This window comes from Seonamhaeicola marinus (genome assembly GCF_008085455.1).
Map to the genome: position 1 here is coordinate 120,243 of NZ_VSDQ01000718.1, position 25,154 is coordinate 145,396.

The 25,154-nt window shown below is 32.7% G+C and carries 26 protein-coding genes; 13 read left to right on the forward strand and 13 right to left on the reverse strand.

Annotated elements, in window-relative coordinates:
• Window positions 1–77 precede the first annotated feature (77 nt).
• Window positions 78–995 (reverse strand): T9SS type A sorting domain-containing protein, encoded by a 918-nt coding sequence (locus FUA24_RS17935; protein ID WP_148544446.1) that lies wholly within the window; start codon window positions 993–995, stop codon window positions 78–80.
• A gap of 95 nt (window positions 996–1,090) precedes the next feature.
• Between FUA24_RS17935 and FUA24_RS17940 the strand changes: the two genes are divergently transcribed.
• The 6 genes from FUA24_RS17940 to FUA24_RS17965 all read left to right on the forward strand — a co-directional run bounded on the left by FUA24_RS17940 (window position 1,091) and on the right by FUA24_RS17965 (window position 8,791).
• Window positions 1,091–1,954: a hydroxymethylglutaryl-CoA lyase gene (locus tag FUA24_RS17940; protein ID WP_148544447.1), complete on the forward strand. Its 864-nt coding sequence runs from the start codon at window positions 1,091–1,093 to the stop codon at window positions 1,952–1,954.
• Window positions 1,955–2,121: 167 nt separating this feature from the next.
• Entirely contained in the window at window positions 2,122–3,312 is a 1,191-nt protein-coding gene (locus tag FUA24_RS17945) for a DUF4856 domain-containing protein (RefSeq protein WP_148544448.1), read from the forward strand.
• 103 nt (window positions 3,313–3,415) lie between these two features.
• Entirely contained in the window at window positions 3,416–4,513 is a 1,098-nt protein-coding gene (locus FUA24_RS17950) for an imelysin family protein (RefSeq protein WP_148544449.1), read from the forward strand.
• 53 nt (window positions 4,514–4,566) lie between these two features.
• Window positions 4,567–5,922: an HTTM domain-containing protein gene (locus FUA24_RS17955; protein WP_148544450.1), complete on the forward strand. Its 1,356-nt coding sequence runs from the start codon at window positions 4,567–4,569 to the stop codon at window positions 5,920–5,922.
• Window positions 5,903–8,326, forward strand: a complete 2,424-nt coding sequence (locus tag FUA24_RS17960) for a TonB-dependent receptor domain-containing protein (RefSeq protein WP_148544451.1) — start codon at window positions 5,903–5,905, stop codon at window positions 8,324–8,326. Before FUA24_RS17955 ends, FUA24_RS17960 begins: the two co-directional genes overlap by 20 nt.
• Before the next feature lie 12 nt (window positions 8,327–8,338).
• A complete protein-coding gene (locus FUA24_RS17965) occupies window positions 8,339–8,791 on the forward strand; it encodes a heme-binding domain-containing protein (protein ID WP_148544452.1) in 453 nt (150 codons plus the stop codon).
• Here FUA24_RS17965 and FUA24_RS17970 read toward each other — a convergent pair.
• The gene (locus FUA24_RS17970; protein ID WP_148544453.1) at window positions 8,786–9,139 is read right to left on the reverse strand and encodes a hypothetical protein; all 354 of its coding nucleotides are present in this window, start codon (window positions 9,137–9,139) and stop codon (window positions 8,786–8,788) included. The genes FUA24_RS17965 and FUA24_RS17970 overlap by 6 nt on opposite strands.
• Window positions 9,140–9,144: 5 nt before the next feature.
• Window positions 9,145–9,498 (reverse strand): DUF6686 family protein, encoded by a 354-nt coding sequence (locus tag FUA24_RS17975; RefSeq protein ID WP_148544454.1) that lies wholly within the window; start codon window positions 9,496–9,498, stop codon window positions 9,145–9,147.
• 165 nt (window positions 9,499–9,663) lie between these two features.
• Here FUA24_RS17975 and guaB point away from each other — a divergent pair, with 165 nt between their 5' ends.
• Window positions 9,664–11,136 carry an IMP dehydrogenase gene (guaB, locus tag FUA24_RS17980; RefSeq protein ID WP_148544455.1) on the forward strand — a complete coding sequence of 491 codons (1,473 nt, stop codon included), beginning with the start codon at window positions 9,664–9,666 and terminating at the stop codon, window positions 11,134–11,136.
• Window positions 11,137–11,210: 74 nt separating this feature from the next.
• On the opposite strand, the gene FUA24_RS17985 is transcribed toward guaB, so the two are convergent.
• From FUA24_RS17985 to FUA24_RS17995, 3 genes are all read right to left on the reverse strand, one after another.
• The gene (locus FUA24_RS17985; protein WP_148544456.1) at window positions 11,211–11,834 is read right to left on the reverse strand and encodes a tRNA (guanine-N1)-methyltransferase; all 624 of its coding nucleotides are present in this window, start codon (window positions 11,832–11,834) and stop codon (window positions 11,211–11,213) included.
• Window positions 11,835–11,976: 142 nt separating this feature from the next.
• Complete coding sequence (locus FUA24_RS17990; protein ID WP_148544457.1) at window positions 11,977–13,425, reverse strand: glyceraldehyde-3-phosphate dehydrogenase; 1,449 nt, start codon at window positions 13,423–13,425, stop codon at window positions 11,977–11,979.
• A gap of 139 nt (window positions 13,426–13,564) precedes the next feature.
• Window positions 13,565–14,968 (reverse strand): trypsin-like peptidase domain-containing protein, encoded by a 1,404-nt coding sequence (locus FUA24_RS17995; RefSeq protein WP_148544458.1) that lies wholly within the window; start codon window positions 14,966–14,968, stop codon window positions 13,565–13,567.
• A 181-nt stretch (window positions 14,969–15,149) separates the two neighbouring features.
• Here FUA24_RS17995 and dapF point away from each other — a divergent pair, with 181 nt between their 5' ends.
• The 5 genes from dapF (at window position 15,150) to FUA24_RS18020 (ending at window position 19,162) form a co-directional block, all read left to right on the forward strand.
• Window positions 15,150–15,923: a diaminopimelate epimerase gene (dapF, locus tag FUA24_RS18000; protein WP_148544459.1), complete on the forward strand. Its 774-nt coding sequence runs from the start codon at window positions 15,150–15,152 to the stop codon at window positions 15,921–15,923.
• Window positions 15,920–16,444 (forward strand): GNAT family N-acetyltransferase, encoded by a 525-nt coding sequence (locus FUA24_RS18005; RefSeq protein ID WP_148544460.1) that lies wholly within the window; start codon window positions 15,920–15,922, stop codon window positions 16,442–16,444. The genes dapF and FUA24_RS18005 overlap by 4 nt, the downstream gene beginning before the upstream one ends.
• Before the next feature lies 1 nt (window position 16,445).
• Window positions 16,446–17,489 carry an endolytic transglycosylase MltG gene (gene mltG / locus FUA24_RS18010; protein ID WP_148544461.1) on the forward strand — a complete coding sequence of 348 codons (1,044 nt, stop codon included), beginning with the start codon at window positions 16,446–16,448 and terminating at the stop codon, window positions 17,487–17,489.
• Entirely contained in the window at window positions 17,489–18,397 is a 909-nt protein-coding gene (locus tag FUA24_RS18015; protein ID WP_246147088.1) for a DUF2279 domain-containing protein, read from the forward strand. Before mltG ends, FUA24_RS18015 begins: the two co-directional genes overlap by 1 nt.
• 111 nt (window positions 18,398–18,508) lie before the next feature.
• Window positions 18,509–19,162: a peptidoglycan-binding protein LysM gene (locus FUA24_RS18020; protein WP_148544462.1), complete on the forward strand. Its 654-nt coding sequence runs from the start codon at window positions 18,509–18,511 to the stop codon at window positions 19,160–19,162.
• 5 nt (window positions 19,163–19,167) lie between these two features.
• Here the strand turns inward: FUA24_RS18020 and FUA24_RS18025 are convergent, their stop codons facing one another.
• Genes FUA24_RS18025 through dnaA form a run of 3 tightly spaced genes read right to left on the reverse strand, consistent with a single transcriptional unit; the run spans window position 19,168 to window position 21,775 of the window.
• Window positions 19,168–19,881 (reverse strand): SAM-dependent methyltransferase, encoded by a 714-nt coding sequence (locus FUA24_RS18025; protein ID WP_148544463.1) that lies wholly within the window; start codon window positions 19,879–19,881, stop codon window positions 19,168–19,170.
• Between the two features lies 1 nt (window position 19,882).
• A complete protein-coding gene (locus FUA24_RS18030) occupies window positions 19,883–20,335 on the reverse strand; it encodes a low molecular weight protein-tyrosine-phosphatase (RefSeq protein ID WP_148544464.1) in 453 nt (150 codons plus the stop codon).
• 12 nt (window positions 20,336–20,347) lie between these two features.
• Window positions 20,348–21,775 carry a chromosomal replication initiator protein DnaA gene (gene dnaA, locus FUA24_RS18035; RefSeq protein ID WP_148544465.1) on the reverse strand — a complete coding sequence of 476 codons (1,428 nt, stop codon included), beginning with the start codon at window positions 21,773–21,775 and terminating at the stop codon, window positions 20,348–20,350.
• A gap of 187 nt (window positions 21,776–21,962) precedes the next feature.
• Here dnaA and FUA24_RS18040 point away from each other — a divergent pair, with 187 nt between their 5' ends.
• Window positions 21,963–22,367, forward strand: coding sequence for an acyl-CoA thioesterase (locus FUA24_RS18040; protein WP_148545005.1), 405 nt, complete (start codon window positions 21,963–21,965; stop codon window positions 22,365–22,367).
• Here the strand turns inward: FUA24_RS18040 and FUA24_RS18045 are convergent.
• The 4 genes from FUA24_RS18045 to FUA24_RS18060 are packed head-to-tail and all read right to left on the reverse strand — an operon-like array spanning window position 22,364 to window position 25,134.
• Window positions 22,364–22,972, reverse strand: a complete 609-nt coding sequence (locus tag FUA24_RS18045; protein ID WP_148544466.1) for an IMPACT family protein — start codon at window positions 22,970–22,972, stop codon at window positions 22,364–22,366. The two genes, FUA24_RS18040 and FUA24_RS18045, sit on opposite strands and share 4 nt — an antisense overlap.
• A 4-nt stretch (window positions 22,973–22,976) precedes the next feature.
• Window positions 22,977–23,585 carry an HAD family hydrolase gene (locus tag FUA24_RS18050; RefSeq protein WP_148544467.1) on the reverse strand — a complete coding sequence of 203 codons (609 nt, stop codon included), beginning with the start codon at window positions 23,583–23,585 and terminating at the stop codon, window positions 22,977–22,979.
• Window positions 23,578–24,675 carry a bifunctional diaminohydroxyphosphoribosylaminopyrimidine deaminase/5-amino-6-(5-phosphoribosylamino)uracil reductase RibD gene (gene ribD, locus FUA24_RS18055; RefSeq protein WP_148544468.1) on the reverse strand — a complete coding sequence of 366 codons (1,098 nt, stop codon included), beginning with the start codon at window positions 24,673–24,675 and terminating at the stop codon, window positions 23,578–23,580. Before ribD ends, FUA24_RS18050 begins: the two co-directional genes overlap by 8 nt.
• A 3-nt stretch (window positions 24,676–24,678) precedes the next feature.
• Window positions 24,679–25,134 (reverse strand): LEA type 2 family protein, encoded by a 456-nt coding sequence (locus FUA24_RS18060; RefSeq protein ID WP_148544469.1) that lies wholly within the window; start codon window positions 25,132–25,134, stop codon window positions 24,679–24,681.
• Between the last annotated feature and the right edge of the window lie 20 nt (window positions 25,135–25,154).

A 25,154-nucleotide genomic window follows, 5' to 3' on the forward strand; every position in this document is an offset into this window, starting at 1 on the left:
TATACCCAAATGTATCTCTAAGTGTGAAAATTATGTAAAAAAAACGTTAAGAGTAAGGTTTTATCGGTTATCTGACATTATTTCACTACAATTTTCTGAATTTTACTCTTTCCTTCAACAGTATTGAGTTTTACGAGATAAATACCTGAATTTAAATTTGATACGTTAAATCGTACATTTTTAGAATTGGTATTTACTGGAATTTGTCTTTTCAGACTTCCTAAAATCGTATAAATCTCAACATTCTTTAAATCTAAATTAGAAGAACTGTTTATTGAAAAATAGTCTTTTACAGGGTTAGGAGATAAAGTTGCTGACGCTATGCTTTCTTCATTTGTACTAAGAACGGATTGTAAAGTAAATGTTATTGTAGCAACTTTTTCGTTATTAAAAGGAGCTACACCTTGAATACTTTGAATTGTTTCCTGTGGGGATGTAGCACTGTTACTTATAGAATATCCTGTACCTTCTTCGGTACCTGCATCGTAAGGAAATAAGTCAATTGTGATTGAATTTTGCCAATTGCCACCATTTCTTAAGTTTAATCCATCCAAACCAACAAACCAATCCGGACTAGGAGCAATCATTGAAAGTACAGTAACATAGGGGAAATCTTCACTAACTTGTAAACCGTTATATGTTATTTCTGTTCCAGATGATAGGAATAAACTACCAGCATTCACAAATTGTTGGGCGTTGTTTGCATTAAAAGCATTTTGGTAATCATTATTTTGAAATGTTGAAACACTACCTAATTCTGCAATTAGTTCAACTCCAGGACTTGCTGTTCCGTTCATTTCAAAAAAAGTAACATTGTTATTGTGATTTGTTATTACTAAATCAGACCAATGGGCATTTCCAGGTAATGCACTACCAGAGTTATGATCTGTAGCGTTCCAATGATTAGTAAATTGTATGTTGTAAGTAGCCGTGGTTTGCGCTATAGAAACTGAATAACAAAAAACAAGTGTAAGGAATAAGGTAATTTTTTTCATGGCGATGGTTAATTAATTTAAAATCTGAGTCTTACAATAGTTTTATTCCTTACAAAAAAATAGTATTATTTTTATCCCAATAACTAGACTTATTCATGCGAGAAGAAATTAAGATTATAGAATGTCCTCGTGATGCCATGCAAGGCATTAAAGAATTTATTCCCACAAAGAAAAAAGTTCAGTATATACAGTCGCTATTAAGGGTTGGCTTTGATACCATAGATTTTGGAAGTTTCGTGTCACCTAAAGCCATTCCACAAATGGTAGACACAGCAGAGGTTTTGTCGCAATTAGATTTGAGTAATACCCAGAGTAAGTTGTTGGCCATTGTAGCAAATTTAAGAGGTGCGCAAGATGCTTGTAGGCATCAGGAAATAGATTATTTAGGATATCCGTTTTCCATATCGGAGAATTTCCAAATGCGTAATACACATAAAACCATTTCTCAATCTGTTGATATTTTAAAAGATATAATAGCGTTGGCAGATAAAAATGATAAGGAGCTTGTCGTTTATATTTCCATGGGGTTTGGAAATCCTTATGGGGACCCTTGGAATGTTGATATAGTAGGAGAGTGGACAGAACGCCTATATAAAATGGGGGTTAAAATATTATCATTAAGCGATACTATTGGCAGCTCTAATGCCGAAAGTATTTCGTACTTATTTTCTAATTTAATTCCAATGTACCCCAAGATTGAATTTGGAGCTCATTTACATACCACACCTTCTTCATGGTTTGAAAAAGTTGACGCAGCCTTCGCTTCTGGTTGTTTAAGATTCGATGGCGCTATTCAGGGTTTTGGGGGGTGTCCTATGGCAAAAGACGAACTCACAGGTAATATGCCAACCGAAAAGCTCTTATCGTATTTCACTTCAAAAAAATGCAATAGTTTAAATGCCATGAGTTTTGAAAGTGCTTTTAATGAAGCTTCCAAAATATTTAAACACTATCACTAAGTTATTTTAATGTTAATTTTTTTGGGTTAAAACACTGTATTTTAAATTGTTATATTCTTTCTTTTGAATTTATTTAAATTTAATCTAAATAAACTTTGCTTAAGTGTAAATGAGTTATATATTTGCATTCGAAAACTACTATTTAAATTTAATCTAAATAAAAAATCATGAAAAAAGTCTTAATAAGCGCATTAGTTTTAGGAAGCTTATTTGTGTCATGTTCTGATGACGATAATGGAGGAAATCGAGTTGAAGCACCGACAACATACAGTTTCACAAGAAACGGAGCTACAACAGTTAGCTTTAGCGGGCAAACAACAAGAATTGAAATGGGGCATGAGTTCATTTCAGCTTTAAAAGATACTTCCAAAAGTGAAGAGGATTTAGATGGAATGTTTACAAATACTGGAGATAAATTTACTGATGCAGATTTAAATGCTTCAACTAAGAGTATTAGGAGTAAGACGGCTGCATCTGCAGATTATTTTTCTGCAAATACTACAGATGCAAATGCTATTAAAGCTGATTTTGATGCATGGATTGCTGCGCAGGTAGATGAAGTTTTTCCTAATTGGGATGTAGACGCCGTATCTGGAACTGCTGGTAAAATTCAAGAAGCAGGAGGGGGTTCTACACGTTATGTAAATGCAAAAGGTTTAGAGTATAATCAGGCAATTAATAAAGGCTTAATTGGTGCATTAATGGTAGACCAAGCATTAAACAACTACTTAAGTACTGCCGTTTTAGATGCAGGAACTAATGTGGCAGATAATGATGCTGGTGTTGTTGCAACAGATAAAAACTATACCAATATGGAGCATAAATGGGATGAGGCTTATGGTTATGTTTATGGAGTAAACGCTAACCCTGCAATACCAAATGCAGATTTAGGAGCAGATAGTTTCTTAAACAAATATGTTGGTAGAGTAGAAGGTGATGCTGATTTTGCTGGTATTGCTGATGAAATTTACCAAGCATTTAAATTAGGTAGAGCGGCTATAGTTGCCGGAGATTATGATTTAAGAGATGAACAAGCAGATATTATTAGAGAAAAAATCTCTGAAGTAATAGGAATAAGAGCTGTGTATTATTTACAACAAGCTAAAGCTAACTTAGGTACTGATAACGCTTCTGCGTTCCATGATTTATCTGAAGGTTTTGGTTTTGTTTATAGTTTACAGTTTACTAGAAAACCTGGAACAGGTGCTCCTTACTTCTCTAAAACAGAAGTTGATGATTTTATCTCTAGATTAACTACAGGAAACGGTTTTTGGGACTTAGATAACCAAGATTTAGATACAATGTCTGATAGTATCTCAGCAAGATTTAATTTCACTACAGCGGAAGCAGGTAGTTAAATCATAGATGAATTAATAGCTTTATTTAGAAGTAGCTGTTGCACAAAAATTGTAACAGTTACTTTTAGTACTTTTGCAGAAATTTGAAATAAAATATAACCACATGAAAAAGTTTTTTTTAGGATTAGTTGTTTTAGGTTTAGTATTAGCCTGTAGTTCGTCCTCGTCTTCAGATGATGGACCAACAGGAGTAGGAGATACATATAATAGGGAAGATTTACTAATTAATGTCGCCGATAATATTGTTATTCCTGCATTTCAAGATTTAGATTCAAAATTGACCTTGTTGAAATCAACTAAGGATGCTTTCACAGCTGATCCTACTCAAAACAATTTAGTAGGGCTTAGGGATTCTTGGTTGGAAGCCTATAAAGTTTGGCAATATGTTGAAATGTTTAATATTGGTAAAGCAGAAGAAATTCTTTATGGTTTTCAAATGAATGTTTATCCAACTAATACGGTAGATATTGAAAATAACATATCAACTGGGACTTATGATTTAGCTAGTGTTAATAATAATGATGCGGTTGGTTTTCCGGCATTAGATTATATGCTATATGGTGTGGGAGTAGATGATTCTAGTATCTTGACTAAGTATAATGATTCAAAGTATATCGATTATTTATCTGATCTAGTAGATCAAATGTCAGCCATAACAAAAACAGTACTAAATGACTGGACGGGTTCTTACAGAACAACTTTTGTAAGTCAAACAGGAAATACCGCGACAAGTGCCCTTAATAAGTTAGTAAATGACTATGTGTTCTATTATGAAAAAGGACTTAGAGCAAATAAAATTGGTATACCTGCTGGCAATTTTTCAAATTCTCCTTTAGCTGATAAAGTTGAAGGTCTTTACAGTAAAATATATTCCAAAGAATTGACTTTAACTGCACTAGATGCCGTACAAGATATGTTTAATGGAAAGTCGTATTCCAATAGTTCATCTGGTGGAAGTTTTAAAGCTTATCTAACAAACTTAAATAGAAATGACTTAGTTACTTTAATAAATTCAAGATTTAATGATGCGCGCCAAAAGATAGAGGCACTAAATGATGATTATGGTGCTCAGATTAACTCCGATAATACCAAAATGACACAAGCTTATGATGCTTTACAATTAGTTGTGGTATCTTTAAAAGTGGATATGCTACAGGCCTTTAATATCAATGTTGATTACGTTGACGCTGATGGCGATTAGTAATAAAAATAAATAAAAAAAGGTTGTCCGGGTGGCAACCTTTTTTTGTTCTTATGAATGAAAAATTAAAAACATATCTAAATAAAGACACCAATGCAGCTCCATTGGCAGTGTTCAGAATAGCCTTTGGTATTATGATGTGTTTTGGGATGTTAAGGTTTTGGTATCATGGCTGGATAGAAACGCTTTATATTCAGCCCAAATTTCATTTTACCTATTACGGTTTTGAGTGGGTAAAACCGCTTGGGGTTTATACCTATTTACTTTTTGTTATTTGTGGTTTGTCTGCATTTTTAGTAGCTATAGGTCTAAAATATAGAATAGCTATAATTACGTTTTTTCTTAGTTTCACTTACATAGAACTAATGGATAAAACCACCTACTTAAATCATTATTACTTTATTAGCCTTTTAAGTTTCTTAATGATTTTTTTGCCTGCTAATGCCCATTTTTCCGTTGATAATATCTTAAGAAAAAGAAGCTACGAAAATGTACCTCGGTGGACTATTGATAGTGTTAAATTCCTTTTAGGGATTGTTTACTTTTATGCAGGTTTAGCTAAAATAAATTCGGACTGGTTATTTAAAGCACAACCATTAAAAATATGGTTACCTTCAAAATATGACTTACCAATAATCGGAGACACACTTATGCACCAAAATTGGTTTCATTTTGCCATGAGTTGGTGCGGAATGCTATATGATCTTGCCATTCCTTTCTTGTTACTTTATAGAAAAACGAGATTGTTTGCATTTGCTTTAGTGGTGTTTTTTCATGTCTTTACAAGGGTATTGTTTCCTATTGGTATGTTCCCGTTTATAATGATCGTATCAACCTTGATTTTTTTCGATTATGGTTTACACAAAAAGATCATTACAATGTTAAAAAAGGGCTTACCCAAAACTACTATTGTCCATAGTTCATTTAATTACACCTATAGATTTAGAAAGCCTATAACGTTCTTCCTTGCTGCTTTTTTCTTCATTCAAATTGTATTTCCTTTTAGATATATACTATATCCTGGAGAATTGTTTTGGACGGAGGAAGGTTTCCGTTTCTCTTGGCGTGTAATGCTCATGGAAAAAATGGGGATTTCTACGTTTAAAATTGTCAATGGAGAAACTGGGGAGTTCTTCTATGTAGATAATGATGATTTTTTAACGCCATTTCAAGAAAAGCAAATGAGTTTTCAACCAGACTTTATTCTAGAATACGCCCATTACTTAGGAGACCACTTTACAAAACAAGGGCATGAAAATGTAGAAGTATATGTTGAAAGTTTTGTGGCATTAAATGGAAGATTAAGTACTCAATTTATTGACAAAAGCGTAGATTTGTACGCCCAAAAAGAATCGTTTAAACCAAAGTTTTGGATATTACCTTTTAAAGATGAAATTAAAGGATTATAAATTATTTTTAATGTTAGTTTTGAGTGTGTCGTTGTACGCACAAAACAAAGTGAGTGGTGTTGTTAGCTATTCTAAAAATAATAAAGCTCTTGCAGCAGTAAATGTATATGATAAAGATGCTGGCTTACTTGCAGTAACCGATGCTTCGGGTAAGTTTGAATTTGACACTTCAAAAGAAACAATGACGCTGATCTTTTTTTCTTCAGAATACGAAATAAAAGAGTTGGAAATTACCACCAATAGCGCCCAGAATTTAAAAATAAATTTAAAGGATTTAACAACAGAACTGTCGGAAGTAATCATTAACGCTCACAGGCGACGCGCTTTTGAATTATCGCGATTAAAAGATGTAGAAGAAACAGCTATTTATGCTGGTAAAAAGACAGAAGTTGTTTTGGTAGAACAATCTATGGCTAATTTGGCTTCAAATAATGCAAGACAGATATATAGCCAAGTAGCTGGTTTAAACATTTATCAAAATGATGATGCTGGTTTGCAATTAAATGTTGGAGGTAGAGGATTAGACCCTAACAGAACTGCCAATTTTAATACAAGACAAAATGGATATGATATTAGTGCCGATGTTTTAGGATATCCCGAGAGTTACTATACTCCGGCAGCAGAAGGGCTTTCTGAAATTCAAGTGATTAGGGGTGCTGCATCTTTGCAGTATGGAACTCAGTTTGGAGGTCTAATAAACTTTAAAATGAAATCACCGAACCCTAATAAACCTCTTGAAGTTATTACTAGAAATACTCTTGGAAGTTTTGGATTGTATACTAATTTTACAAGTTTAAGCGGAACGAAAAATAAATGGAGCTATTACAGCTACTTTAACTATAAGAAAGGAGATGGCTTTAGACCAAATTCTGAATTTGAATCTAAGAACATATTCGCACATTTAGGTTATCAGTTTACAGAAAAAACATCTTTAGAAGGCGAAGTAACCTATTTAAACTATTTAGCGCAACAAGGTGGCGGATTAACAGATGATATGTTTAACCAAGACCCATATCAAAGTAATAGAGCTAGAAACTGGTTTGAAGTAGATTGGTTGTTATATAATTTAAAGTTTGCCCATGAGTTTTCTAAAAACACCAATTTTACCTTTAATTTTTTCGGATTAAATGCATCTAGAAAAGCTCTTGGATTCAGAACCAATAGAGTTAATCAGGTTGACCCTGGAACGGAACGTGATTTAATTAAAGGAGATTTTAATAATTTCGGATTTGAAACAAGGCTTTTAAGTAAATACAAGTTATACAATAAAGATGCTACTTTTTTAATTGGAGCTAAATTTTACAAAGCAGATAATTACCAAAAACAAGGCCCTGGAAGTAATGGTTCTGATGCTGATTTTAGTTTTAGAGCAGATGAATTTCCGACCTACACTAATCAGTCGGAGTTCGATTTACCAAACTTAAACGTTGCGGTTTTTGGGGAAAATATATTTTACCTATCTGATAAATTTTCGGTTACCCCAGGTTTTAGATTTGAATATATCAAAACGCAAAGCGATGGTTTTTTTAGAGAGATAAGAACCGATGCTGCTGGAAATGTAATTTTTAATGAGGTAAGAGATAGCAACGAAAATGAAGAACGTTCTTTTGTATTACTTGGAGTTGGTTTAAGTTATAAACCTAACGCAAGTATTGAGTTCTATGGAAATGTATCTCAAAATTATAGATCTGTAACGTTTTCAGATATCGCCATAAACAATCCTGCTTTTGCTATAAATCCTAATATAACAGATGAAAAAGGGTTTACTACAGATTTAGGAATTCGAGGTAATTTTAAAAGATTTGTATCTTATGATTTAGGACTATTTGGTTTGTTTTATAACAGAAGAATAGGTTTTGTTCAAGAAGTTTTTGAAGGGAATAGAATTAAAAGTGTACGCGGAAATGTTGGAGATGCTGTTATGTACGGAGTTGAGTCCTTATTTGATTTTAATTTGAAAAGAATATTTAATTTAAATAACAATATTCAGTTAAATTATTTTGTCAATACCTCAATTATAAATTCTGAATATACATCTTCTGAACAACCAGGGATAAAGGGAAATAAAGTAGAGTTTGTGCCAGATTTAAATTTAAAAACAGGATTAAATGGAGGCTACAAAAATTTTCAAGCAAGTATTCAGTATACCTATTTAGGAAAGCAATTTACCGATGCTACGAACTCTACTGCAGCAAGCTTAAGTGGTGTTATTGGAGAAATACCTTCATACGATATTTTAGATATATCCGCATCCTACAGATATAAAATGTTTAAATTAGAGGCTGGAGTAAATAATGTGTTAGATAATGCTTATTTTACGCGAAGAGCTACGGGATACCCTGGACCTGGAATCATTCCTTCGGCTCCAAGAAACTGGTATACAACACTTCAAATAAAATTTTAAAATATATTAAGGATGAAAATAGTTAAGAAAATACTTTTGGTTTTAGTACTTGCGTTGGTTTTACTTCAGTTTTACAGACCAGATAAAAATAATGCTGAAACTAGAAATATAACAGCTTTTATTGAGGACACTAAACCAACAAAAGAAGTTTCGGCTATTTTAGAAAAATATTGCTATGATTGTCATAGTAATAAAACCACCTACCCTTGGTATGCAGAAGTAGCACCAGTATCTTTGTGGGTTAATCACCATGTAGAAGAAGGAAAAGAACATTTCGATGTGTCTAATTGGAGCGCTTATAAAGTGAAAAAAAGAGATCATAAATTAGATGAACTCATTGAAGAAGTAGAGGAAGGTAAAATGCCTCTTGATTCTTATACTTGGCTGCATGGTTCTATGAGTGAAGAAGAAAAGGAGACTTTAATTAATTGGGCTAAGGGCGTTAGAGCTAATTATAAGTTATAATATTTTCTTTAGTAAAGAACTGAGTCCAAGTTCAAATAAGGTGCCATGAACTAGCTCTTTAATTACTAGTATTTCTTTATAACTTTTTATAAAAGTAACATCACTAACAGGAGTTTCAAGAAGAATAGATTTTAAACACTGTTTTGGGTTAGGACTAAACGTTTCGTCTTCCTTTCTATTTAACGCCGCATCAATGTAATTAGTAAATTTAATGAGCTCCTCTTTGGTCAAGAGAAGGGCCACATCTTTAATGACTAAATGAACTTTATTGATATGCTGAGCAGGGCTTCTTTTCCAATTAAAGGAAAAACCAAGGTTAGTTCTATATATAATATTTGCATCTTCCATTCGGCTTAGTTTAGATAAAACAAGTAGTCAATTTCAAAAACACTCAAGTCCTCAAAAGGCCTTTTGGTTGATTGCATTACTAAACTTTTTAGAGAGTTCAGTTCTTGTTTGCTGAATATTAGGGATAGATTCTGTTGTAATGTTCTTATTGGAATTTTTCTGTTCATAACAACTCTGTCATATGGAATTTGCCAATAATCAGCTTCTAATTCAATAATATACTCCTTAAAACGAATAATGTCTTTTTCTGTAAACTCTAAGTAAATATTATTGAATGTTAGATGGTAAACACCATAACTTGAGCAATATGTTAATTGTCCATCACAATTTTTGGCTAGGGTAATATACTTATGACACATTTGTTTTTATTTAGACTAAATATAAATAATAAAACAAATGTAAACTTTTTTCTATACATTTAAAATTATATTCAGCTATTTATAACATTTATTTCTTAAGCTAATATTAACAATGCATACCGAAAAAAAACGTATATTTGCACGCAATTATTAATGTAATTGCACATGACTGCACATCAAAACAAGATACTAGGAGAAGGTTTAACTTATGATGACGTACTACTAGTTCCAGCATTTTCAGAAGTTCTTCCTCGCGAAGTAAACATTCAAACAAAATTTACTAGAAACATTACTATTAATGTGCCTATAATTTCGGCGGCTATGGATACAGTTACCGAAAGTAAAATGGCTATAGCTATGGCTCAAGAAGGTGGTATAGGTGTTTTACATAAAAACATGACTATTGAGGCTCAGGCTAACAAGGTAAGACGTGTAAAAAGAGCTGAAAGCGGTATGATTATAGACCCAGTTACCTTACCTCTTAACGCGGTTGTTGCCGATGCTAAAAGAGCTATGGCAGAACACAGTATTGGTGGGATTCCTGTGGTTGATGAAGAAGGAACTTTAAAAGGGATTGTTACCAACCGTGATTTACGTTTTGAAAGTAACAATACAAAACCTATCGTAGAAGTAATGACAAGTGAAAACTTGGTGACTTCTGCAGTGGGAACATCTTTAAAAGATGCCGAAATTATTCTGCAGAAACATAAGATTGAAAAACTATTAATTGTTGATGATAACTATAAACTATCAGGATTAATAACATTTAGAGATATTACTAAGGTAAATCAAAAACCTATTGCGAATAAAGATAAGTATGGGCGATTACGTGTAGCTGCTGCATTAGGAGTTACAGGTGATGCAGTTGAAAGAGCTGAGGCTTTAGTAAATGCAGGTGTAGATGCGGTAGTAATTGATACAGCTCATGGTCATACCAAAGGTGTGGTTGCTGTTTTAAAGGAAGTAAAAGCTAAATTTCCTGAATTAGACGTAATTGTTGGAAATATTGCAACAGGAGCGGCTGCTAAATATTTAGTTGAAGCTGGTGCAGACGCTGTAAAAGTTGGTATTGGTCCTGGGTCTATTTGTACTACACGTGTAGTTGCTGGGGTTGGATTTCCTCAATTTTCTGCAGTACTTGAAGTGTCCGCAGCTATTAAAGGGAGTGGTGTACCTGTCATTGCCGATGGTGGAATTAGGTATACGGGCGATATACCAAAAGCTATTGCTGCCGGAGCAGATACAGTAATGTTAGGATCTTTATTGGCAGGGACAAAAGAGTCTCCAGGGGAAACTATTATTTACGAAGGACGTAAATTTAAGTCGTATCGTGGTATGGGATCTGTTGAAGCAATGAAACAAGGTTCTAAAGATCGTTATTTCCAAGATGTTGAAGATGACATTAAAAAGCTAGTGCCAGAAGGTATTGTGGGGCGTGTACCTTACAAAGGAGAATTATATGAAAGCATCCATCAGTTTGTTGGAGGATTACGTGCTGGTATGGGATACTGTGGCGCAAAAGATATAGAAACCTTAAAGGAAACGGGGCAATTCGTTAAAATTACTGCTAGTGGAATTAATGAAAGTCACCCGCATGACGTTACTATTACAAAAGAATCTCCTAATTATTCAAGATAGAATACGTAAAGATAGATTTAAAAAAAAGCTGCAATCAAAGATTGCAGCTTTTTTATTTTTATAAATGTCTTTAACTAAGCTCCTTTTTGCTTATTAATTTCATCCTGAAGTTGACGTCTTACTTTTTGCTCGCGCTCTAAAGCTACGCGTCTATGGTCTTCAAACTCTTCTTCGATTTCAGAAAGACTCTTTTTAGCTTGTTTCGTTACAGCATTACTGTTCTTAAACTTTAAGATAAAGAAAATAAGTAAGGCTAATAGGGCTATGATTATGGTCCACATAAGCATGTTATACCCAGTTTTACTCATTTGTATTCCAAACAAAGACATACTATCCTTTTCTGTATTAGTCTTGTCTAAATCACTTTGTGTATTAGAAAGTTTTGACTTTAACTCTGCAATTTCTTTAGCTTGATTATCAACTACAGCCTTAGTATCATTTAAATTCTTTTTAACTGTTTTTAAAGAGTCTAGAGAATGTGCTTTTAAAGTAAATAACCAAGATTTTTTTACAGCTTCATAAGCTTGTCCGTTAGTACCTCTAAAATCTCCCGATTTTTTTATTACGAAGTCAAACTGTTCACCAAGAGAACTACTGTTTAAGGCTTGTTTTTCTACTTCGGCCTTGGTTTGCGAAAAACTGGTTAAGGCACTGAACAAGAATAAAATAACAACAGCAGATTGCTTAAAAAGATTCATTATAATTGGTTTTAAAGGTTGTATTTGGTTTTGCTAAGGTAAAAAATATAGTTTAATACACTCATGTCTATTGAAAAGCCTCACTTTAGCGAGGCTTTTTTATATACGTATAAAACTAAAATTTTAGATGTTAGCTGAACTATTAATAATAGGTATAACGTCTAACTTTAGCTATATATTTTGCAAGCCTAATAACTTGATGGCTGTAGCCATACTCATTGTCATACCAGATATAAAGAATAGTGTTTTTACCATCTTTTCTAACAATAGTAGCTTTACTATCATAAATAGAAGGGGCAGAACATCCTACAATATCACTAGAAACCAGTTCATCACTTAGCTCGTACTTTATTTGTTCCACTAAATCGCCTTCTAAAGCATATTTCTTTAAAATAGTATTAATACCATTTATAGATGTTTTTTTGTCTAGTTCTAAATTTAGAATAGCTAAAGACCCGTTTGGTACTGGTACTCTAATTGCATTTGAAGTTAGTTTACCCTCTAGGCTTGGTAATGCCTTAGAAACTGCTTTTCCTGCACCAGTTTCTGTTATAACCATGTTTAAAGCAGCAGCACGACCTCTGCGGTACTTTTTATGCATATTATCTACCAAGTTTTGGTCGTTGGTATACGCATGAATTGTTTCTAAATGTCCGCTTTTAATTCCAAAAGAATCTTCAATAGCCTTTAAAACCGGTGTAATTGCATTAGTTGTGCAAGACGCTGCCGAAAATATATTGAGATCATCTGGATTATTTTCTAAATGGTTTACACCATAAACAATGTTTGGCACCTCTTTACCTGGAGCGGTTAGTAATACTTTATCAACGCCTTTAGAAACCAAATGTCTACTTAAGGCTTCTTTATCTCTAAAGGCACCTGTATTATCAATAACTAAGGCGTTATCTATATTATACTGTGTATAATCAATATCCTCAGGTGCACTGGCCGATATGATGTTAACCGTTGTTCCATTAATAATAAGAGCTTTTTTCTTAACATCGACAGCTACAGTACCCGGAAAATCACCATGAACAGAATCATTTCTTAGCAATGAGGCCCTTTTTTCAAGAACAGTTTCATCTACAGTTCCTCTAGTTACGATAGCTCTTAAACGTAGTTGACTGCCTTTTCCTGTTCTCACCATAAGTTCACGGGCAACAAGTCTACCAATTCTACCGAAACCATAAAGAATAACGTCTTTTGGTGTAATGTCACCATTTTTACTGGCATCTTTTAATTTAGAAGCAATAAATGCAGTGGCATTAGCATGTCTGTTATCATCTAAATGAAATTCGTAGGTTAATTTGCCAATATCAAGTTTGGCAGGTCTAATATCAAGAGCTTTTATAGCTCTTGCTATTTCAACAGAATCAAAAATAGAAATGGGTTTTTGAACAAACTTACCTGCATAATCATGCAGATTGAGAATTTGGCTAACATTTCTGTCAATTAATTGGTTTCTAAAAAGTACCAATTCAATGGACTTATCATACCATAAATCACTCACAATTTTAATGAATTCTACAGTGGCTCTTCTACGGTCTGCTTGAAATGCTAATTCCTTTTCATAAGTTTCATTTGTACTCATACAAAATAAAGTTTAGTTGTGTTTAAGTGTTGCAAAAGTATCATATTTCAAACGTTTTCGTAGCACATTTTGTAAAAAAAATAGCCTCCTTAATTTTACTTAAGGAGGCTATGCATTTTAACGGTATTTCAGTTCAAATTTATCTAAAATTAAATCGATCTTTTTCACCTTTAGTATTAATAAGTTCTAATCTTAAGGAATCATAATCCGATTGATTTTTCAATGCTTTTTGAACATCTTCAATAGAGTTAACTTCAACGTCATTAACAGAGGTGATAATACAACCTTCAGCCACTCCATTTCGTGTCCAGTAGTCATTATATTTCTCATTAAGCTTAATAATCTTTACACCATTTGAGACTTTAAACTTTTTGAGGTCTACTTTTTTTACATCCTTTATTTCTCCCACTAAAGGCATTGTAAATACATTATTTTTAAATAATGTAACAGGAACTGTTTTAATGTTTCCATCTCTAGAGAATGTAACTTGTACGATATCATTCGGTCTTTTTGAACTTATTTGTCCAGTTAAGTCAGAGAATTTAGAAATTTTCGTGTTATTCACTTTAACTATGATATCTCCTTGTCTTAATCCGGCTCTATCCGCTCCAGAATCTTCAACTACCTCACCAATGTAAACACCTTCGGTCTCGTTAACACCAAGTTCCTCAGAATATTTGCTATTTAGAGCATTACCTCTAATTCCTAAAATACCATTTTGTACGTTGCCATATTCCATAATATCTTCAATAACCCTTTTTGCTATGTTGCTAGGAACTGCAAAAGAATAGCCCACGTAAGAGCCCGTTTGAGAAGAAATAGCTGTGTTGATACCAATAAGTTCTCCATTTGTATTTACCAATGCGCCACCAGAGTTTCCAGGGTTAACAGCAGCATCAGTTTGTATAAAAGATTGCGTGCTTTTTCCAGATAAATCTCTTGCTTTGGCACTTATTATTCCTGCCGTAACAGTAGATGTTAAATTAAATGGATTACCAACGGCAAGAACCCATTCTCCAATTTTTGCATTGTCAGAGTCTCCAAAGGTTACATAAGGTAATTCGTCATCCGCTTCAATTTTTAATAAAGCTATATCGGTTTTTGGATCCGCACCAATTACTTCAGCTTCATAAATTTTATTGTTATTTAATGTAACAGACAGTTTTTGCGCATTTTTTATAACATGGTTATTTGTAATTATGTAACCATTTGCATTAATAATAACACCAGAACCCGTTCCTAGTTGCGGACGTTGAGAACCTCCTCCAAAGAATAAATCCTCAAAGGTCATAGGGCCACTGCTCATAGACATATTTTTAACATGAACTACAGCATTAACCGTATTTTCCGCTGCCGAAACAAAATCTGGAGCTTCTGTGGTGTTATATAATGTATTTATATTACTAGTTGGTAAAAAATTTGGTGTAGTCTGAACGTTTTCAACAACTACTGTATTTTTTTCCTCTAAAAATAATTTGTATCCCCCAAGTGTTAAAACTCCACCTAAGGCCGAAATCAAGACAAGCGATAATATCTTCTTCATAATTTTTCAGTATTAAGTTTTTTATTTTCTTTTTTAGTCCCGCCAAGGCAGGAATCTTTACAACGATTAAAATTAATTATTTATTGAATTACCTTTTATGTTTTAACTGTTTTTAACGCCAATTTTAACGAGTTTTAACAACTCAAAAAACAGTATAATATTTATATCTTTGTGGAGTATTATGCAACAAGAATTTTATAAATATCAAGGAACAGGAAACGATTTTGTGATGATTGATAATCGTCAGCAAACGTTTGATAAAACAGATACTAAACAGGTGGCATTTTTATGTGACAGACGATTTGGTATTGGAGCAGATGGGCTTATACTTTTAGAAAACCACAAGGATTACGATTTTAAGATGGTTTACTACAATTCTGATGGTAATGAAAGTACTATGTGTGGCAATGGCGGACGATGCTTAGTGGCTTTTGCTAGGGATTTAGGGGTGATTGAAGGAAATACCATTTTTGAGGCCATTGATGGAGTGCATCATGCCTCTATTGAAGGTGATATTGTAAAATTGCAAATGGTAGATGTTAACACTATAGAACAACACGAAAATCATGTATTTTTAGATACAGGATCTCCGCACCATGTTGAACATAAAGATAATATTGAAGATTTTGATATTAATACTGAAGGTGCCAAAATTAGATATGGAGCTCCTTATAATGAAGAAGGAAGCAATGTTAACTTTGTAAAAAAGGTGAGTAACGATACGTTTACCGTTAGAACTTATGAAAGAGGAGTAGAAGGAGAGACATTATCCTGTGGTACTGGTGTTACAGCAGTGGCTATTGCTATGCATGCCACTAAAGAGACTGCCAATAGTTTAATTAATCTAAATGTTAGAGGAGGCGAATTAAAGGTGTCTTTTGAAGAGGATAATGGGGTTTATAAAAATGTATGGCTTGTAGGGCCTGCAAAACATGTTTTTAAAGGCTCTATATGATTACCCTTAAAGGAGAACATATCTATTTAAGAGCATTAGAACCCGAGGATTTAGAGTTCGTTCATGATGTTGAGAATAATGAAGCCATATGGGAGCTTAGCAATACTCAAAACCCTTTTTCTAAATATATCATCAAACAGTATATTGAGAATGCACATAAAGATATTTATGAGGTTAAACAACTCAGGCTAGTAATATCTAGTTATGCAAATGTTGCTCTTGGAATGATAGATTTGTTTGATTTTGACTTTAAAAACAAGAGAGCAGGTGTTGGTATTCTTATTAAGGAATCTAAAAATAGAGGTAAAGGCTATGGAGAAGACGCTTTAAAGGTTCTAATTAAGTATAGTTTTTCGCATTTAAATTTGCATCAATTATATTGTAATATTTCAGAAGATAATAAGGCGAGTATTAAACTGTTTGAAAAACAGGGTTTTAAACAAGTTGGTCTAAAAAAAGATTGGAATTATAATAATGGCATCTTTAAAGACGAGCATTTATTTCAGCTTATAAAAAAATAACATGTATATAAAGAAAATACTTTGGGCTATAGCCCTAATTGGTTTATTAGTAATAGGATACTTTGCTTATTACGTGTATTCTGCTATGATGGTCCCAAATACGGCTTTTAATAACGAAGAAGCCTTTATTTATGTGAAGTCTACTGATACTTATGCAGATGTAAGAGAACAGTTAGAACCTTTGCTTAAGGATATTTCAAAATTTGATGCTTTAGCCAAACAAAAGAAATATGTAACCAATTTAAAAGCTGGAAAGTTTGTTATAAGAAGGGGTATGAGCAATAATGAAATTATTAACTCTATTCGAAGCAAAAACTTACCAATAAAAGTCTCTTTTAATAATCAGAATTCTTTAGAAAAACTAGCTGGACGAATTGCAAAGCAAATTGAGGCAGATAGTCTTTCCCTCTTAGAGGCCATGAAAAACAAAACGTTTTATGCAGACAATGACTTTAAAGAAGAAACGGCTTTAGGGATGTATCTCCCTAATAGTTATGAGTTTTTCTGGAATACGTCTGCAGAAGGTTTTAGAGATAGAATGCTTAAAGAGTATAACCGATTCTGGAATACTTCAAGATTAGAAAAAGCCAAAAAATTAGGTTTATCTGAAGATGAAGTAATTGCATTGGCTTCTATAGTTTACGAAGAATCCAAACAACCAACAGAACAACCAAGAATTGCAGGAGTTTATTTGAATAGACTTAAAATTGGTATGCCACTGCAAGCTGATCCTACCTTAAAGTTTGCAGCGTATAAACTACCAGAATATAAAAACACAGTAATTAAACGTGTGTTGAATAAGCATAAGGATATAGAATCTCCATACAATACCTATAAGTATGCAGGATTGCCACCAGGGTTGGTAACAATGCCCGATTTATCTGCAATAAAGGCGGTTCTAAATGCAGAAAAACACAAGTATTTGTATTTTGCTGCAGATGCTAAACGATTTGGATATCATAAGTTTGCTAAAACATTATCCCAGCATAACGTAAATGCCAGGGAATACCAAAGGTATTTATCTTCACAAGGTATTTACAAATAGTGAAAGTTTTAGATTTAAAATATCTATTATTTTTCATTGCAACGGCTTCATGTTTTTCTCAGTCTAAGTTAAATTTGTTTTTAACACCCAGTGATACGCTAAATAAGCCCAGACGAAATTTAGTTGTTATTTCTGAAGCTTCTTTGTCTGGTTTAACATTAATTGGCTTAAACCAGTTATGGTACGCAGATTTTGATAGGTCCAAATTTCATACTGTTAATGATAATGAAGAATGGCTTCAAATGGATAAAATGGGGCATGTATTTACCTCTTATCAAATGGGAAGAGTAGGAGCGGACTTATTAAATTGGAGTGGTGTACGCAAAAAAGATCAGCTTATTTATGGAGCTACTTTAGGTTTTGGCTTTTTAACTGCTGTTGAAATTTTAGATGGTTACTCTAAAGAATGGGGTTTTTCATGGGGTGATGTGGCAGCCAATGCAGCAGGAACAGGATTGTATATTGGTCAAGAATTACTGTGGCAAGAGCAGAGAATAGATTTAAAGTATTCTTTCCATCAAACTAGATTTGCTCAGATGAATCCAGATAAGCTTGGAGCTAATTTATTAGAACAAACACTTAAGGACTATAATGGCCAAACATATTGGTTAAGCGCAAATTTGCATTCATTTTTTAAAGAGAGTAAAATACCAAAATGGTTAAATTTTGCTGTGGGTTATGGAGCCCACGGAATGACTAGTGGTTTCGAAGATATTGACAATCAGTTGTTAACAACTAATCGAAGGTATCGTCAATTCTATTTCAGTTTTGATATAAATTTGAATAAGATCAAAACGAATTCTCCCTTGTTAAGATCAATTTTTAGCATTTTTAATATGATAAAAATGCCTTTGCCTACGTTAGAAATTAATAAAAAAGGGGCTGCATTTCATCTATTCTACTATTAAAAGAAGTATTTAGTCGAGTAGTTTTGAGTGTATTGATTTTTTTTATAATTTTGCACGCTCAAATTTCAAGGCATAGTTTTTGTCAAATTATGTTAGTAAAAATTTAGAATTATGGTAAAGAATATTGGAAGTTATTTTACCCTCGGGCTTACAATAATCTTTTTATTGTTTGTAGTTTCATTTTCAAAAGATGAAACAATTGACTTGAGTAAGTATTCTACAAAAGGACTAGATTTACAATACACAGTAAATCTAAATGGTGCTATTAGCAAGGATCTTTTAGCATCTAAAGAAGTTTTCTCTCCTTATTTAGGTAAATCTTTTGTTGGTTTTAAAGAAGCAGTAGCTTTTAAAGAGTCTAGAGGTGACTATGCATGTGTAAACACTTTTGGATACTTAGGAAAATACCAATTTGGAGCAGGAACTTTAAAACTTATTGGAATTAATAATCCTAATGAGTTTTTAAATGACCCTAAACTTCAGGAAAAAGCATTTATTGCTAACGCTGAAAGAAACAAGTGGATTCTAAGAAGAGACATTAGAAATTTTGTTGGAAAACGAATTAATGGTGTGTTAGTAACGGAATCTGGAATTTTGGCAGCGGCCCATTTAGCCGGTCCTGGAAGTGTAAAGAAGTATTTAAGAAGTTATGGTTTAGATAACTTTGCTGATGGATTTGGAACAACAGTTTATGAGTACATGAAACGTTTTTCTGGATATGATACTTCTTTTATTAAACCTAATAAAAAGGCAAAAGCTATTTAATGTAATTAGCTTTTATGAATAATGAATATGGTAGGTCTTTTATGAAGGTCTACCATATTTTTTTTCCAGTGTGTTACCGTTCTGGTTTTTATGAATTCGGTCTCTAGGGTAATATCACAAGCAACGCAAATTGCTGTATTTCCACCTAGCGTACTAGTAATCTCCTCTAACATTTTGTTGTTTCTGTATGGCGTTTCAATAAAGACCTGAGATTGATTTTGTTCAAATGATAAACGTTCTAATCGCTTTAATTCCTGTTTTCTGTCATGCTTATCTATAGGAAGGTAGCCATTAAAGGCAAAGCTTTGTCCGTTCATACCAGAGCTCATTAATGCCAAAAGAATAGAAGATGGTCCAACTAAGGGAATAACTTTAATGTCTTTTTCGTGAGCAATTTTTACAATGTCGGCTCCTGGATCGGCAATACCTGGGCATCCAGCCTCAGAAAGTAAACCAACATGCTTACCTTCTAAACATGGACTTAAAAACTCTGGGAATTCAGATGCTTCTGTATGCTTATTTAAAACAAAAAGATTTAAGGAGGGTTGTGATTTATTGGGAGCAATTTTTTTTATAAATCGTCTAGCAGTCTTGCTGTTTTCAACTATAAAATAGTCTAACTTTTCAATGGTTTCCTTTACTGTAATTGGTAAAACTTCTAAAGGTTCATTGTCTCCTAAAGTGCATGGAATTAAATATAAGCTTCCAATTTGAGTCATTTTAATCTAAATTTTCTGCAATAATATCACAAGCTTCATCTAACATTTGGTACACATTTTCAAAACCACGGTCACCACCATAATAAGGGTCTGGAACATCAAAATTCTGATTAGGATGTACTAAATTCAGGATCATGTGCACTTTTTCGGCATCACTATTACTTCTTGCTAACTTAATAACATTTTGATAGTTAGATTGATCCATGACATATATCTGGTCAAAATCATCAAAATCTTCTACGATAAATTGTCTAGCTTGTTGTTTAGAAATGTCTAAACCATGCTTTCTTGCTACAGCAATAGAGCGCCTGTCTGGTTGGCTACCAGAGTGGTAGTTAGCAGTTCCGGCAGAATCTACAATAGCTGTGTCTGGAGATAGCTTAGATTTTAGAATCCCTTCAGCTAATGGTGAACGACAAATATTGCCTAGACAAACCATTAGTATTTTAGTCATTAGAATGTGTTTTTAAACAGAAAGCTTTTTGGTAATGTCTTCAACGTATTTTCTAAATTGTTTGTCTGTTGAAGATAGATTGTCCACTGTTTTACAAGCATGTAATACCGTAGCATGATCACGTTTTCCAATTTGAGAACCGATACTAGCTAAAGAAGCTTTAGTGAACTTTTTAGCAAAGAACATGGCTAATTGGCGTGCTTGAACAATGTGACGTTTTCTTGTTTTAGATTGTAACGTATCAATATCCATTTGAAAATAATCCGATACAACTTTTTGAATATAATCTATAGAAACCTCACGTTTCGTATTCTTAACAAATTTCTCAACGATTACTCTTGCAAGATCAATTGTAATTTCTTTTTTGTTAAAAGAAGATTGTGCTATTAATGAAATGATAGCACCTTCAAGCTCTCTTACATTAGTTTTGATGTTTTTGGCAACATAATCAATAATTTCTTCTGGCATTTCAACACCATCACGATATAGCTTATTCTTAAGAATAGAAACACGTGTTTCAAAATCTGGTGTTTGTAACTCGGCAGAAAGTCCCCATTTAAATCTTGATAATAAGCGCTGCTCAATATCTTGCATATCTACAGGAGCTTTGTCACTGGTTAAAACAACTTGCTTTCCGTTTTGGTGTAAATGATTGAAAATATGGAAGAAAACATCTTGAGTTCCTGATTTTCCAGAAAGGAACTGTACATCGTCAATTATTAAAACATCAATTATTTGATAGAAATGAATAAAGTCATTTCTGTTATTTTTCTTTATAGCATCTATATATTGCTGTGTGAATTTTTCAGCAGAAATATATAAGACAGTTTTTTCAGGATATTTATCTTTAATATCAACACCAATAGCATGAGCTAAATGTGTTTTACCAAGACCAACACCTCCAAATATTAGTAAAGGATTAAAAGAAGTGCCGCCAGGTTTATTAGCAACTGCTAAACCTGCACTTCTAGCCAAACGGTTAGAATCACCTTCTAAAAAATTATCAAAACTGTAATTAGGGTTTAGCTGAGATTCAATCTTTACATTTCTTATTCCTGGAATAACAAAAGGATTTCTTAATTCAGGACTTTTATTATTTAAAGGAATATCAACATCTTGAGATTTAACCGCTGATCTATTGGAACTTGGAATTTTTTCAGTGAATGGCTGTTTGTTGCCATAAGTGTTTTCCATCTTAATGATGTAAACCAATTTGGCACTTTCTCCCAGTTCTTTAGTTAAAGCTACTTTAAGAATTTTTACATAATGCTCTTCAAGCCATTCGTAAAAGAATTTACTAGGAACTTGAATGCTTAAAGCATTATCTGTTAGCTTAACTGCAACTATCGGCTCGAACCAAGTTTTATATGCTTGTGGTTGAATATTATCCTGTATAAATTTCAGACAATTATTCCATACCGATTGCGCAGTTCTACTCATTGTTAAATTCTGTGGTTTGTTTGTTAGTTAGTGTTTAAGAAAGAGAGCTAAATTTTGTTCCTCATTCTTGATGGCAAATATGTGAACAAAATTCTTAAAAAAAAAATGAAATATTATTGAATTTTTAGAAATTTTTCCCCATGTTTAATCGCTTTCCGAATCTACAAAAAAATATTTAATAATGACAATGAAATTCGACGAAATACAAATAAGAGTGAGATATGGTGAAACCGACCAAATGGGAGTGGTGTATCATGGTAATTACGCATTATACCTTGAAATGGGGCGAATAGAGTGGCTTAGGAAGTTAGGAATTTCATATAAATTAATGGAAGAAAATGGTATTATGTTACCCGTTGTTTCTTTGAATATAAATTATAAAAAATCAGCTTGTTATGATGATGTAATTAATGTAAAAACTCAACTCAGAAAAATGCCTACTGCCAAGATAGAATTTGATTACGAAATCACTAATGAAAAAGGTGAATTATTAACTCAGGCAAGTACGACTTTGGTTTTTATTGACATGAAAACAAATAGACCTACCAAAGCTCCAAAATACATACTTGATGCTATTGAGAAATTAAATTAGGCTTCTTTTATAGCTACTTCATAGAGGTTGTTAAAAACATTAAAGATGCCTTCCGCTTCTTTTTTGCGAACAGAAATGGTGATTTGGCAATCCATTTCTAGTTTTTGATGAATTATATTAATATGGCGTTCTTTAATTATTCTCATAACCGTATTCATATTTTTGTAGTCGAATTTAATGAGATACTCTATGTTTATGGTTTTTTCAACTATTGTAGAAGCATCTAAAGTTAATTGGGCCGTTGTTTTGTAGGCATTTATTAAACCGCTAACGCCTAATTTTACACCGCCAAAGTATCGTACTACTACTATTAAAACATTAGTAACATCAAAGGATAAAATCTGATTATATATTGGCATACCTGCCGAATTACTGGGTTCGCCATCATCATTTGCTCTAAATACAACTGTTTCAGTGCCAATCTTATAAGCATAACACCAATGCCTTGCGCTGTGATGTTCTTTTTTTATGGCTTCAAGATGTGTCTTAACTTCAATTTCATTCAAAACAGGAAAAGCATAACCAAAAAATTTACTATTCTTATCTTTAAATAGTACATTTTTGGTAGACGAAGTAATGGTTTTATATGTGTCTTTTTCTATCAAAAGCTTAAAATAATGCGCTATTCGTATTAAACAAGTTTACAACATCTTCTTTTTTAGGATTTAAATGCCATGTGTTTATGTTCATGTTTTTAGCAGTTTGAATGTTATCTTTATTATCATCTATAAATAAACATTCTTCTGCCTCACAATTATTTTCATTAAGTACAAATTTGAAGATATATTCATCTGGTTTTCTCATATTAATTTCATGAGACAGATAGAATTTATCAAAACAGTTCTTAAACTCCATAAAATGAGGAACTTTCTGTTTTATCCATTCTATATGAAGGGCATTAGTATTACTTAAAAGTATTAATTTATATGAAGCGTTTTCTTTTAAATCTTTTAAAAAATCTAGTCTATGTTTTGGAAATTCTGCTAAAATGGAATTCCATTTTTCTATAATATCTTCCTTAGATTGTTCTGGGAAGTAACTCTGGTAATTCTTTAAAAACCTATCTGTTGAAATTTCTCCTTTTTCATATAACAAATTTGTCTTAATAATATCATCCAAGTACTTAGAAGATTCAAAATGTTTTACATACTCTACAGCGTAGGCATCATTTAGGTTTATAAAAACATTACCAAAATCAAAAATTAGGGTATTAATCATATTTGGTATAGATTTTTAGAGTGTCTGATCCAATAGTTTCTTCAAAGATTTGTTGACCATTAAATTTTGGGGCTTTGGTACCTTCTTTAAACATTACGTCACCTGTAAAAACTCTGGCTTCATCCCATAGGTCTTCATTTATAAATGTTTGCAAGGTTTTTTGACCGCCTTCAATAATTATAGAATTAATATTTTGCCTAAACAAAACTTCACATATTTGTTGTGCGATTGCATTTTTTTTAGAAAAATCAATTTCTGATAAGATTACGTTTTCGTAGCCTATTGGGGGATGAATTGACCAGCCTTTTTGAGTTTCATTACCGTTAGATAAACTGTTGTTTTTTCCATGAATAATGAGAGTTTCGGCTTTATCATTAAAAATATTTAAGTTTTTATTTAATTTTAAATCTTTATCAATGACCACTCTAATTGGGTTTTGTCCAGTCCAATCTCTGGCAGTAAGCGTTGGGTTATCTTGCAATACTGTATTTGTTCCTACTAAAATAGCTTGTTCTTCAGTGCGCCATTTATGTGTTAATTGTCTGGAGTATGTATTTGAAATCCAAACAGGCTTTTGTTCATTTTTAGATTCTGGAGCAATAAAGCCATTATTAGTTTCTGCCCATTTTAATATAATGTATGGTCTTTTCTTATTATGAAATGTAAAAAAACGTTTATGGTGTTCTTTACATTCTTTTTCTAGAACGCCAACAACAACATTTACTCCAGCATCTTTTAATTTTTTAACTCCTTTACCAGCAACTTGCTCATTATCATCAATACAACCAATAACAACGTTTGGTATTTGGTGTCTAATAATTAGGTCACTGCAAGGAGGTGTCTTACCGTAATGCGAACAAGGCTCTAATGTCACATAAATGGTAGCAGATTTTAAAAGCTCTTTGTCCTTTACGGCATTAATAGCGTTAACTTCTGCATGAGGACCACCATATGGGCTTGTAAAACCTTCACCAATTATAGTATTGTTCCTAACAATAACAGCACCTACCATAGGATTAGGTCTGGTACTCCCTAATCCGTTTTTACCTATCTTAATACAGCGTTTTATATAAAATTCGTGGGAATTCAAGAGTTATAACTTTATCTTAATGTTATCGGTTCTATCTACTTGATATTTATATGAAAACCCGAAAGTTTTATAAATAATATCACCTTTATATTGTACTTTAACTTTTTTACTAAATAGACTATTAATTAACCCACCAATATTTTTTGTGTTAAGAATACTATCGGTTGGTATTTTAGTTTTTAAAGGAATACTGAACTCTTTTTTAGCGGGAACATCAAAAGTTTTCGTAGAAACTGTAGCCATTTCTCTGTCATTTACAAATACTTTAATGGCATCCGTTTTTAGTTTTCCACCAATATCGTTTGGATTCAAAAAGTAGGCATCGGCAGTAATAGTAATTTCTTTTGATGAAGATTCTGTAATCTTAATGTTCTCAACTTTTAAAAATTCTGGGTGTTCATTTACTGTACAACCTATAAATAATATTGTTGATAAAATAATTAAGACCTTTCTTTTCATGCTTTTTTATTTAAGTATCT